Origin of the sequence: Pseudomonas sp. Tri1 (genome assembly GCF_017968885.1) — a bacterium.
Lineage (GTDB): Bacteria > Pseudomonadota > Gammaproteobacteria > Pseudomonadales > Pseudomonadaceae > Aquipseudomonas.
The window spans coordinates 3,391,770-3,403,879 of sequence record NZ_CP072913.1; the positions used below are offsets into that span (position 1 = coordinate 3,391,770).

General features: G+C 60.7%; 12 protein-coding genes. 1 reads left to right on the top strand and 11 read right to left on the bottom strand.

Translation table 11 applies throughout. The features are described from left to right. Positions 1 to 128 precede the first annotated feature (128 nt). The 10 genes from J9870_RS14455 to J9870_RS14500 all read right to left on the bottom strand — a co-directional run bounded on the left by J9870_RS14455 (position 129) and on the right by J9870_RS14500 (position 10,151). Positions 129 to 527 (bottom strand): hypothetical protein, encoded by a 399-nt coding sequence (locus J9870_RS14455; protein WP_210638704.1) that lies wholly within the window; start codon positions 525 to 527, stop codon positions 129 to 131. Positions 528 to 556: 29 nt separating this feature from the next. Next, complete coding sequence (locus J9870_RS14460) at positions 557 to 1,501, bottom strand: hypothetical protein (RefSeq protein ID WP_210638705.1); 945 nt, start codon at positions 1,499 to 1,501, stop codon at positions 557 to 559. 254 nt (positions 1,502 to 1,755) lie between these two features. Next, positions 1,756 to 3,075 (bottom strand): OprD family porin, encoded by a 1,320-nt coding sequence (locus J9870_RS14465; RefSeq protein ID WP_210638706.1) that lies wholly within the window; start codon positions 3,073 to 3,075, stop codon positions 1,756 to 1,758. A 178-nt stretch (positions 3,076 to 3,253) separates the two neighbouring features. Further along, positions 3,254 to 4,084: a phosphodiesterase gene (locus J9870_RS14470; protein ID WP_210638707.1), complete on the bottom strand. Its 831-nt coding sequence runs from the start codon at positions 4,082 to 4,084 to the stop codon at positions 3,254 to 3,256. A gap of 25 nt (positions 4,085 to 4,109) precedes the next feature. Then, positions 4,110 to 5,141, bottom strand: coding sequence for an ABC transporter ATP-binding protein (locus J9870_RS14475; protein ID WP_210638708.1), 1,032 nt, complete (start codon positions 5,139 to 5,141; stop codon positions 4,110 to 4,112). Continuing rightward, the gene (locus tag J9870_RS14480) at positions 5,138 to 5,932 is read right to left on the bottom strand and encodes an ABC transporter permease subunit (protein WP_210638709.1); all 795 of its coding nucleotides are present in this window, start codon (positions 5,930 to 5,932) and stop codon (positions 5,138 to 5,140) included. The genes J9870_RS14475 and J9870_RS14480 overlap by 4 nt, the downstream gene beginning before the upstream one ends. Then, positions 5,929 to 6,747 (bottom strand): ABC transporter permease, encoded by an 819-nt coding sequence (locus J9870_RS14485; RefSeq protein WP_210645272.1) that lies wholly within the window; start codon positions 6,745 to 6,747, stop codon positions 5,929 to 5,931. Before J9870_RS14485 ends, J9870_RS14480 begins: the two co-directional genes overlap by 4 nt. Positions 6,748 to 6,798: 51 nt before the next feature. After that, positions 6,799 to 7,803, bottom strand: coding sequence for an ABC transporter substrate-binding protein (locus tag J9870_RS14490; RefSeq protein ID WP_210638710.1), 1,005 nt, complete (start codon positions 7,801 to 7,803; stop codon positions 6,799 to 6,801). Further along, the gene (locus tag J9870_RS14495) at positions 7,787 to 8,806 is read right to left on the bottom strand and encodes a LacI family DNA-binding transcriptional regulator (protein WP_210638711.1); all 1,020 of its coding nucleotides are present in this window, start codon (positions 8,804 to 8,806) and stop codon (positions 7,787 to 7,789) included. The genes J9870_RS14490 and J9870_RS14495 overlap by 17 nt, the downstream gene beginning before the upstream one ends. Positions 8,807 to 8,942: 136 nt before the next feature. Further along, positions 8,943 to 10,151 carry an MFS transporter gene (locus tag J9870_RS14500; protein ID WP_210638712.1) on the bottom strand — a complete coding sequence of 403 codons (1,209 nt, stop codon included), beginning with the start codon at positions 10,149 to 10,151 and terminating at the stop codon, positions 8,943 to 8,945. Positions 10,152 to 10,304: 153 nt separating this feature from the next. Here J9870_RS14500 and J9870_RS14505 point away from each other — a divergent pair, with 153 nt between their 5' ends. Continuing rightward, positions 10,305 to 11,186: a LysR family transcriptional regulator gene (locus J9870_RS14505; protein WP_210638713.1), complete on the top strand. Its 882-nt coding sequence runs from the start codon at positions 10,305 to 10,307 to the stop codon at positions 11,184 to 11,186. 128 nt (positions 11,187 to 11,314) lie between these two features. On the opposite strand, the gene J9870_RS14510 is transcribed toward J9870_RS14505, so the two are convergent. Next, entirely contained in the window at positions 11,315 to 12,094 is a 780-nt protein-coding gene (locus J9870_RS14510; RefSeq protein WP_210638714.1) for an SDR family NAD(P)-dependent oxidoreductase, read from the bottom strand. Between the last annotated feature and the right edge of the window lie 16 nt (positions 12,095 to 12,110).

Genomic DNA, 12,110 nt, shown 5'->3' on the forward strand with positions numbered 1-12,110 from the left:
AGGGGCCACAATCCGATACCGAAAATTGCCGGGGCAGGGTAGCGGCCAAGGAGGCTGGGCCGGAGGCAGCCGTCAATTTCGGCAGGAAGTCGTCGATAGTAGGCATGCGATGAGCTCTCGTAGGCAGATCAGACGCTGGTAGAGGGAGGTGGAGTGGTGATCGCCAGCGTTGGGACGATTTTCAACATCGAGCTATCGCCGATGTTGACGCTGCCCAAGGTCAGTGCGCTGGGGGCGATGCGAATACCATTGGTATCGTAGTTGGGCACAGAACCGATGGACTCGACTTTGCCTTGCAACGCGTCCTTGGGTTTGTCCTTGACCTCTGCGGCGATGAGGGTCGCAATGGGATATGCAACCGCGGACAGAATTTTCTGGGCCAGGTTTCCAGTCGGCGTCAATTTAAAAGTCAGCGACGGTACCGACGTTATCGTCGCGCTGATAGCGACACCATCGACTGTCACGGTCAGATCGATTTCGGCGGGCGAAGGACTGATGGAAACATCGTAGTCAAACATGCTCGACATGCGCGTTGCTCCGGCAAGGATTTTGAGGGTTACAGCAGGGCCGCACCGAGGGCACAACCTGCCGCCGCCAGGGCCATGCCTGCCGCAGTGAGGGTGGCCTGCGCGTTGAGCGAAGCGCTCAACTGTGCATTGATAGTCAAGGGGGCCACCTGCTTGACTGTGGCCGATAGCGAGGTGATTGAGCCGTTGTAGCTCCAATCGGCCAATTTCTTGAAATCGCCGCTGTCGGAGAACGGATACCCTTGGTAAGGCTGCACGAAGGCCGCCATTGCCGTGTTAATCAACGCATTGCTGGCGATCACGAACACCGGATCGGTGGGCCAGGTTATTCCGTCGATATCCAGCGCACTGGTGTTGCTGGTAAGCGTCGCCGCACCGAGCAAATAGCTTGCAGTAAGTTGCAGCTGTACAGGGTTGAGTGTCACACCGTTCCAATCGAGGTTAGGCAGGTGCACGAGAGCCAGCATCTGATTCGCAGAGGTGAATATCTGCGGCAATAGCATCAGGTTGAATATGGCTTCGTCCCACGCGGAGAATTTACTCTCGTCCAACGAGAGTGCCACCAGGTTGAGTGCCAGTGTTCCCGGCGTAAAGGTGAGCGTGGCGTAGACCACCACGCTCGGAGCGGTACCGCCTACCGCGGGCGCACTATCCAGCGTGTAGCTGGCCTTCAGCGTCGGCAAGGTGATTTGGACCATTGGCAAACTGGGCAAAGGGATGCTCTGGGCACCATTGGTTTCGCCGTTCGGCGCAAGCGCGGCATTCCAGATAGCAGGGGAGGGAGGGCCGAAAGCAAGGCTAGGCGCAGCACCGACATCCCAAGTCAGCGTTACCGCTCCGAGGTCTGGCAGGGTCTTGGGCACGCTGCCCTTGAATGGGTTATCAGTAGTGCTAGGGGCTTTCAGGTAATACTCGCCCAACAAGGTGTTGAGCTCCGTCACGCTGATGCCTGCGGCAGCGTCGAAATTGGTCATCCCTGTACCTTCCTGATGTCTGTGAGAATCCATCTCACACTCGAATTTAGCAGGTTTTTAAAAAGCCACCTTTTTTCTTGAAAATTTATTGATGAGGTGTCAGCTCGACCAGATACAGGAGATGCCAGCGCTTATCGATACCTCTGGCATCCGCCCATTTCGCAAGGAACCGTAGCGGGACACTCCGGCTCCTTGCGCGACGATTGACGACCCGCTCAAAACGCTGGATCACGTTCGCCAATAAAGCTGACGGGTTACATCAACGGAATGCTATAGCTCACAATCAGGCGATTCTGGTCCTGATCGCGGGCAATATCGCTTCGCGACATGCCGTTGCGCCAGCCGAAACCGACGTTCTTCAACGCACCGCTCTGGACCACATAGTCCAGGGAGATGTCACGTTCCCATTCACTGGCGTCATTGCCGCTGGTGGTCTGGATATTGTCGCCCTTGAGGTACATCACCGATGCCTTCAAGCCCGGAACACCGAGCGCTGCAAAGTCATAGGCATACTGGGCGAATGCCGTGCGTTCACCGGCCTGGATGAACGTCTGGATGGTGCGGTCGGTGTAGAGATACAGGCTGGCGCCACCTTCGCCCTTGCCCACCAGGCCACCCTGGTTGAGTTGGGCAAAGTTGCTGTCTTCGGACACGCGTTGATAACCCGCGGTAATGGCGTGGCCGCCCAACGAGTAAATGAACGCCGCGCTCCAGGTATCGTTGTCGATTTCACCGCTACCGTCCTTGGTATAGCCGCCGAGTTTGTAGCCACTGGCGCGACCGGCTGCGCTGCTGTTCTTGCCGTCGGAGGTGGTCTTGAAGTAACGCAAGTCGGTTTTCAGCGAGCCGTATTCACCCAGTGGCAAGACGTGCAGCAAACCGGCGAAGTGCTGCTGGTAATAATCTTCAAGATTGGCGTAGTAATACTGGGCGGTCAGATCCTTGGTCAGTTTGTAATCGCCACCGGCGAAGGTGAATTTATTGCTTTCCTGGCTGGCGCCCGCCACGGCGAGGCCGGCGCTGTCGCTGGAAGCCCGGCCGGTGGCGTGTTCCAGTTGGCCGGCGGTGAAGGTCAAGTTGTCGATTTCATTGCTGGTGACTTGGCCACCCTCGAAGGTTTGCGGCAGCAGGCGGCCATCGTTGGAAACCAGGATCGGCAGTTTCGGTTGCAAGGTGCCGTAGCGCAGTTCGGTCTTGGAGACGCGCATCTTCGCCGTTGCACCAAGCCGAGACCATTGGTCCGCCGCCTTGTCACCGTCATTGGGAAACATCGAGCTGCCAACATGACGCCCCTCGCCGCTGTCGAGCTTCAAGCCCAGCAACCCGATCGCGTCCAGGCCAAACCCCACGGTGCCGTCGGTAAATCCCGACTGATAATTGAGCATGAAGGCCTGGCCCCATTCTTCGGTCTTCGAAGGGGCGGCGGCTCCGTCACGGTTATCGTTGTTGAAGTAAAAGTTGCGCAAGTTCAGGTTGGCTTTGCTGTCGTTGATAAAATCGGCGGACGCCAACGGGCTGAGGACAAGCGTCACACCACCCGTTAAAACACTCAGTACTTGAAATAGGGCTTTCATCAGGACGCACTCCACCGCGGAATCTCTGTTCCGGGCATGTTGAAAAGGCAGCAGGAAGCTCTCGGCCGATCACATGATTGGCCGATGCGTTAAGTAACTCGTTAGAAAAACTTCAATGTATAGAGTGGGGTAGGGGTTAAATCTCCAAAGAGTGTCATGAGTGAAAGTCCCTGGGTTATCAGTCGATCAATCCATGAGCGTCATAAAATGGGTACGGCCCCGGATATTCGCCAAACACGCCGTTATGGGTCACCAGGCCCTCTCCATGCCAGTGGTGCAACAAGTACCCCGCAGGTTCCAGGTTGAAATGCGCGGGAGCGCTTGGCTGTAGATCCAGGACGATTTGATGGGAAGTACCGGGGCACACGCAGCTCAGGCTACCGCCGAAGCGCCGTTGCATCGGCCGATGCAAATGCCCGCACAGCAAGCGCTCCACCTGTGGATGGCGGGCGATGACCTGCTCCAGTGCCTGCGCGTTGATGAACGGCTCGCGGTCCATGTGGCCAATGCCGCTGATAAATGGCGGATGGTGCAGGACCAGCAGCGTTGGCACCTCTGGCCGACAGGACAATTGTTCATCGAGCCAGCGCAATTGGCTGTCCAGCAACTGACCGCCGTGGCCGCCGGGAATGGTGCTATCCAGGCCGATCAGGCGCAGCGGATGCTCCTCGACCACCCAATCCAGGGGAGCACCGGGCAAGCTTGGCAGGTAGTCGTGATCGGCAAATGCCGCCCGCAAATGCTCGCGATTGTCATGGTTACCAGGCACCAGGTAGCAGGGCATGTGCAGGCGCGCCAGTTCGGGGTGCAGCACGGCATATTCGTCAGGGCGACCAAAGTCCACCAGGTCGCCACTGATTACTACGATGTCGGGGCGCGGAACCAGGGCATTCAAATGATCGACGGCACGACGCAACGCGGCGAGGGTATCAACGACGCCATAGGTCAGTTTTTCCCCGGCCTTGAGATGCAGGTCACTGATCTGCGCGATGAGAAACGGATGATTCAAAATAAGCCCTCTGAAAACACGAATATCACGATGACAGGGTGAACAGCACTTGCGGCTCGACGGCCAAGGCGATCAAGGCGCCGGGGGCGTGGATGACGCTGTCGGTGCTGTCCACCAGCAGTGGCTGGGCGGCGCCGACGTCCACCAACAGGCGGCTTTGGGCGCCCTGGAAAAACTGGCCCACCAGGCGCCCACGCAGATGCCCCTCGTTGTCCATCACCCGCAAATGCTCGGGGCGGCAGTAGACGGTGGCAGGCAGACCGCCCCCACGCCACGGCAACTCTCCGCCATTGACCTTCAAGCCCAGGGGAGTGTGTTCAAGTACCGGGAAAGCGTTGAGGTTGCCGACAAAACCGGCGACGAAAGCGTTGGCCGGTTGTTGGTAGATGTCCCGTGGGCTGGCCAACTGCGCGACGCGACCGTGTTCCATGACCAGGATCCGATTGCCCAGGGCCATGGCTTCGCCCTGATCGTGGGTGACGAACACCGCGGTAATGCCCAGATGGCGTAGCAATTGATCCAACTCGCTGCGCAAGCGTTCACGCAACTGCGCGTCCAGTGCCGCCAACGGCTCATCGAGCAGCAATACCCGGGGCTTGGGCGCCAGGGCGCGGGCGAGGGCGACTCGCTGGCGCTGACCGCCGGACAACTCGTGGATGCTGCGTTTGCCGTGATCCTGCAGACCGACCAGTTCCAGCAGCTGCGAGCAACGCTTGTTGCGCTCAGCGGGCGCCATGCCGCGAATTTTCAAGCCATAGACGATGTTGCCGGCCACATCCAGGTTGGGAAACAACGCATAGTTCTGGAACACCATGCCCACGTCACGACGTTCGATGGGCAGGCGGGTGACGTCGGTGTCGCCAAAAAATACCTGGCCCACATCCGGGCGCTCAAGCCCGGCAATCAGCCGCAAGGTCGTGGTTTTACCGCAACCGGAAGGGCCAAGGATCGCCAGGGTTTCTCCGGCGTCGATGGTCAGGTCCAGGTCATGTACGGCAACGGTGCCGTCCGAGAACGCCTTGCGGCAACCCGCCAGGCGAATGGTGGTTCCGCTCATCGTTTTTCTCCACGGGAAAGGCGCGCGCTGATGGCCTGCAACGCAATCAGCAGCGGCACGATCATCAACAGAAATATCAGGGTGTAGGCGCTGGCGACTTCCAGCCTGGCCGAGGCATAGCTGTCAGCCAGGCCCACCGGCAATGTCTTGGTCATCGGGGTGTGAAGCATCCAGGTCAGGTTGAACTCGCCCAACGACAGGGTGACGACCATCAGTACCCCGGCGAGGATTCCCGCCCGGCAGTTGGGCACCACCACACTGAAGAACCGCCGTAGCGGCCCGGCACCCAGGCTGGCGGCAGCCTCTTCCAGAACCGGCAGCTGCTGGCGTTGCATCACCGCCATCACCGGACGCACCAGAAACGGCAGGGTGAACAGCACGTGGCCGACGAGAATAAACAGCCAGCTGCTGCGAAATCCGCCGAACTGACCGTAAGTGAGCAGCAACGCCAAGGCGCTGGCCAGGCCCGGCATTGCCACCGGCAGCACCATCAATTCCTCGAACGCGCGACTGAAGCGGTTGTTCATCCGTACCAGCGCGTAAGCCGCCGGAACCCCCACCACGCAGACGCACAGTGCGCAGGCCACGGCCAGTTGCAGGGATAGCCAGACCGTCGGCGAATAGGCCTGCCAGACCTGCGCCAGCCAATCGAACGTCAGGCCGCTGGAGACGCCCTGGAAATAATTGCGGGTCAGCCCGGCCAGCAGCGACATCAGCACAGGCACCAACATGAAGGCGCAAACCAGCAAAGTGAACAGCAGTTGCCCGACAAACAGCGTTGAGCGCCTCACAAGACCGTCCTCGAATTGTTCGCCAGACGCCTGGCCAGTAGCAGCACCGCCCAGGTCAGTGCGCCCAGCACCACCGACAGCGCGGCGGCAACGGCGAAATTGGCGTAGTTGGTGAACACGTTGTAGATCGCCACCGGGGTCACATTCAGCCGGGTGCCCAGGGTGAACGCGGTACCGAACGCCCCCATGGAAGTCGCAAAGCAGATCGCTCCGCACGAGACCAGTGCCGGTGCCAGGCCGGGGACGATGACATCACAGACCACCCGCCAATGTCCGGCACCCAGTGATTGAGCGGCTTCTTCCAGGCTGCGATCCAGGGTTTCGCAAGCGGCCATCACCGTGAGGATCACCCGCGGAATCGAGAAGTACAGGTAGCCGATGCACAGGCCCATCAATGAGTAGGCAAAAATCCAGCGTTCCCCCGCCAGCTCAAGACCGAGACTGGCGAACAAGCCTTGGCGACCGGCCAGCAGAATCACCAGGAAGCCGACCACCACGCCGGGGAATGCCAGCGGGAAGGTCAGCAAGGCGACCAGTAGCGATCGACCGAAGAAGCGCTGGCGACTGAGGAAAACCCCACTGATGCCTCCCACCAACAGCGCCGCGAGGGTCGTTGCCAAGGCCAGCAGGCAGGTTTGCGCCAGGCTACCGAGGTATTGCGCGCTGCTCAGTACCTGCCAGTAGCCACTTTCGCTACCCTCACGACTTTGTCCACCCAGCACGATCAGGTGCGCCAGGGGCAACAACCAGAACGCGAACAATACTGCTGCGGCAGGCGCCAGGGCCCAGGCCGCGGTCAGCCGCAAACGCGGCACCGTGGCCCGGCCCGAACGGACTGCCCGGGCTTTTATTACCGAGGCGGTCACCTACTTGACCTCACGCAGATAGCGTGCGGAAAAGGCTTCCTGCGCCGCCGCCATTTGCTCGTAGTTGACCACCCCGGCCCGGGCGTAATCGCTGTCGGGCAGGAACTGCGCGGCGATCTCGGCAGGCATTTTCATTGCCCGCACCGGCCGCAGATACGCCTTGGCCCATAGCGCCTGGCCTTGCTCGGACAGAACGAAGTCCAAGACCTTTTCGGCGTTGGCCCGATGCGGTGCGTTACCGACGATGCTCATCACGTAAGGCACGCTGATGCTGCCTTCCTTGGGAATCACGAAAGCTACGTTGGCCTTGTCCTTGTAACGCGCCCGATAGGCGTTGAAGTCGTAATCCACCAGGATCGGCAGCTCACCGGACAGCACCCGCGCATAAGCCGTTTGCTTGGGCACGATGGGCGAGTTTTTCGCCAGTTTCTGGAAGTAATCGATAGCCGGGGCGAAGTTATCCAGGGTACCGCCCATGGCCTGGTTGATCGCGACGGCAGAGACGTAGCCGACGAACGCGCTGGACGGATCCAGGTAGCCGACCATGCCTTTGTACTCAGGCTTGAGCAGGTCGCCCCAGCTTTGCGGCACGGGCAGCCCGCCCAGTGCATCGACGTTGACCATCAGGCCCAGAGTGCCGGAGTGAATGGCAAACCAGTGCCCTTGCGGGTCTTTCAAGCCTGCCGGGATCTGCTCCCAGCCCTTGGGTTTATAAGTGCCAACCACCCCGGCTTTTTGCGCCTGCAAACCGAACGTCACGCCGTAATACACCACATCCGCCACCGGTGCGGCCTGCTCGGCGACCAGTTGCGCCAATGCCTGCCCGGAGTTCTTGTTGTCCAGCGGGACCTGCACGCCGGTGGTGTCGGCAATCGCCTTGAGCTGAGTGCCCCAGTCGGCCCATTCCGGCGGACAGTTGTAGCAAATCGCCGTTTCGGCGGCCTGGGTCAGGCTGGCAACGCCGCACAGCAGCAACGTCGCCAGGGTTTTACGCAAGCGGATCATCAAGAGTCTCCTCGTAGGGTTGAGTACTTTCGCCCGGCCGGATATGGCAGGGCAGGCAATGGGAAACCGCAGGGGCACCAGCGATTTGCGCCAACAACTGATCGATCACAGTGCAAGCCAGCGCCTCGATGGGCTGAACGACGCTGCACAGCGTCGGGTGCATCTGGGTGCCGAGGGCAATGCCGTCAAAGCCGATGACCGAGAGTTGCTTGGGCACGTGCCAGCCGTTGCGGCGTAACTCGGCAATCAGGCTGATGGCGAGCAAATCGTTGGAGCAAACCAGCGCACTGAGCGCCTGTGGGCCTTGCAGCAGCGGCTCGATGGCGGCGAAGTCGGCTTGGGTATGGGCGGGCATTTCAATCACCGGCAAGCTGTCGAGCCCCGCCTCACGCATGGCGTCGCAATAACCGGCATAACGCTGGCGAGCGCGGTCGGACTGCAGGGCGGGGCCTGCGACCATGCCAATGCGCCAATGCCCGGCTTCCAGCAGATAACGGGTGGCGAGGGCCATGCCGGCGCGGTTGTCTACCGACACGGCGCTGTAGTCCGGGTTGCCCGGCTGGTGATAGGCCAGCACAAAGGGCGTGTCCTCGTTGTCCAGGCTTTGCAGCACGCGGTTGCTCTCGGCGTCGGTCACCGTGAGGACCAAGCCATCGACGCGCTGTCGCAACAACTCCTCGACCACTACGCTTTCGCGCTCGCTGCTGTAGTCGGTCGTGGCCAAGAGCAGGTTGTAGCCGCGCAAGCGCGCCGCACGCTCCATGGCCTGGAATTGCTCGGCGAACACCGGATTGAGCAGGTTGGGCACCACGACGCCGATCAACTTGGTCACTTGCAGACGCAGTTGGCGGCCGAGACGATTGGGCCGAAAACCCAACTGCCGTGCGGCGGCGAATACCTGCTCCCGGGTGGCCGGACGTACCACCTCAGGGGAGGCAAAGGCACGCGCCGCAGTCGCTCGCGATACCCCAGCCAACTGTGCTACTTCTTTCAAATCAGTCATTGTCACTCGCTTGAGATCGATCTCATTGGCGAGGACAGTACCCAGGAACCGTGGCATTTCTGCGACGCAGTGATGACGATTTGATGTCAGTGACTGATCTCTATCGTTGATGGCTATTCATCGAGCGGATGCATATTCAGCGCATGCTTGCTGCAAACCCGGACTGCCTGGCAGACCACACCACCGCCAACGTCATGATCAGAAGAACGACCAGGACCGGCGCAAACGCCACGACCCCCAGGTGATCGAGCAGAATGCCTCCGACGATTCCGCCGCCGGCAATGGCCAGGTTCCAGGCCGTGACCAACATCGACTGGGCGAGATCCGCTGCGTCTCCGGCAGTCTTGGCGATGGCCGTCTGGAACAGCGTCCCAGCCCCTCCGAAAGCGATTCCCCAGGCGGCCACGGCGATATACACCGCCGCTGGCCTGTCGCTCATTGCCCCTAGCGTCATTGCCGAGAGGGCGAACAGCACCGTACCTGCAAGCGTCAACGCCCGAAGATGGCGATCGATCAGCACGCCGACGACCCAGATCCCCAGCAACGACGCGACGCCAAAGACCAGCAGGACCAGATCCGTCCGCTCGCCCAGGCCCGCCGCCGCCAAAAACGGAGCGATATAGGTAAAGAGAATGTTGTGCGCCAGGACAAAAGCCAGCACCACGAACAACACCGAGCGAACGCCCGGCAGGGTGAAGACCTGACCCAAGGCGAGGCGTTTATGGGTGGCCTGCCCAGGAAAATCAGGCACCTTGAGTCGTACCCAGACCATCAAGGCCACGGCGAACAGGCTCATGATGGCGAAGCTCATTCGCCAGCCGACCAGGTTGCCGAGCAGCGTGCCGGCCGGTACGCCGAGGGATAACGCCAAGGGCGCGCCCACCATGGCGATCGCAATCGCACGACCTTTCTGGCTTTCGGGCACCATGCGGGCGGCATAACCGGCCAGCAAGGCCCACAGCAGCCCGGCCGATACGCCACCGAGCAAGCGCGCGACCATCGTCAAAACATAATGGGTGGAAAGCGTCGTGACGGTATTGGCAACGGCGAAGCCGGCGATGGCCAGCAACAAGAGTGTTCTGCGTCGCATACCTTGGGTCGCGGCGGTCAATGGAATGGCCGCCAGCAAGGAGCCGATCGCGTAGACCGTTACCAACTGGCCGGCCAGGGCCTCGGAGATCGCCAGCCCTTCGCTGATCTGTGAAAGAAGCCCGGCGGGCAAGGCTTCGGTGAGGATGGTCACGAACGCTGCGAGGGCGAGGGCAAACAGTGATCCGATGGGGAGCGGTGCCGTGGCTTGAACAACCTCGGCCTCGGCATCGATGTGGGTATTGGCAATCGTCATGGGTCACCTGTTTGGAGCGCGCCTGACCCGCCGGGACGGCGCGGTCAATTGCAGATTGATAAGTGTCGACTACGGTAGGTGCCCGTCTTTGGCGAGACAAGAATGCTAGAGTGCACAACACATCGGAAAAAATGTCCGTAATGGGGGCCAGGCGTGGAATCACTGAGCGGGATTGATTTTTTTGTGCGCGCGGCCGAAACCCGCAGCTTTTCAGAGGCGGGCAGGGCGCTGGGCATTTCGTCTTCGGCGGTGGGCAAAAGCGTCGCCCGGCTCGAGGCGCGACTGGGTGTGCGGCTGTTTCATCGCAGCACCCGCAGTATCACGCTGACGGCGGAAGGGACGCTGTTCCTTGAGCGTTGCCGGCGCATTCTCTGCGAAGTCGAAGCGGCCGAACAGGAACTGTCGCAAACCCGCAAGGCGCCACGGGGCAAACTGCGCGTGAGTTTGCCCCTCGTTGCGGATTTGGTCATGCCGACGCTGATCGCCTTCATGCGCCGCTACCCCAGTATCGAGCTGGACCTGGATTTTTCCGATCGGCTGGTGGACATCATCGAGGAGGGTTTCGATGCGGTCATTCGAACCGGAGAGCCGAACGACTCCCGGCTGATGTCCCGTCCGTTGGGCCCGTTCAAGCTCGTTGTGGTCGGTTCGCCCCGGTACTTCGCCGAACATGGCACACCGCACGCACCGGCGGACCTGCTGCATCATGCCTGCCTGCTCTACAAGTTCCCCAGTACTGGCAGGATGCAAGTGTGGCCGGTAAACGGGGACGGGGAGCCGGAACTCAACCTGCCGGCGACCCTGGTCTGCAACACCACCGAGGCGTTGCTACACGTGGTGCACGATGCGCTGGGGATCGCCTGCGTGCCGGATTTCACTGTGCGCGAGGCCATCGCCAGCGGTGAGCTGGTCACCGTCCTGGACGACTTCAACAGGCATCAGAGCACCTTCCGCATGCTCTGGCCCTCAAGCAAACACCTGGCGCCGAAGTTGCGGGTGTTCATTGATTTCATGAGCAGTGAGTTGTTCAAGTGACTGAACCGCCGCCATCGCGAGCAGGCTCGCTCCCACATCTTTCACTCTAACCATCGACAGGGTCAGTTTCTGGCACCATTGTTTTGCCTGGCTCCAGGTGCGAGCGGCCGTTGCGGCGTATGTTCAGATCAAGGGGCCTTGTTCTCGACCAGACAATTTCCGCCATCCACCACGATGACTTCGCCGCTCATGTAACTTGCGTCTGGCGATGCAAGGAAAGCAACCAGCGCAGCCACTTCTTCGGGGCGTCCCGCCCGGCCCATCGGCGTGTACCGTGCGGCCTCGACTTCCTCGGGAGAACTCGACCCCGTAGCGATCCAGCCGGGAGCCACGCTGTTCACAGTAATACCTTGGCGGGCCACTTCAAGCGCCAGGCCCATACTCATGCCTACCATTGCGGCCTTCGCAGCGCTGTAGGCCGCCTCGCCGGGGTTACTGCACCGCGTGCCGGTAGTGGAACTGATGTTGACGATGCGCCCGTAACGGCGCGCCTGCATACCGGGCAGAACAGCCCGTGTAAGAAGAAAAGCCGTGGTCAGATTTCGAGCCAGCGAAAGGTTCCAGGCTTGCAAATCCATGATCGCCAGCTCCGAAAGCACCTCTGGGGAACCTTGCATGGCCATGCCCGCGTTGTTCACCAGGATATCGATCCGCCCCCAGCGCGACTCTGCCCAAAGGCTGAACTCGCGTACCTGGTTTTCATCGGTCAGGTCGACGGCCCGCCCTTCGACTTCGAAGCCTTCGGTACGCAGTTCTTCGACTCGATCGAAGACCCGAGCGCTGCTGGCGGTGATGATCAATCTGGCTCCGGCCAGACCAAGCCGGCGTGCGATTGCCATCCCAATGCCGATCTCACTTCCAGCGCCACTGACGATTGCCACATGATCCTGCATTACAGCGTTTGGCATGGTGCTCTCCAAATGA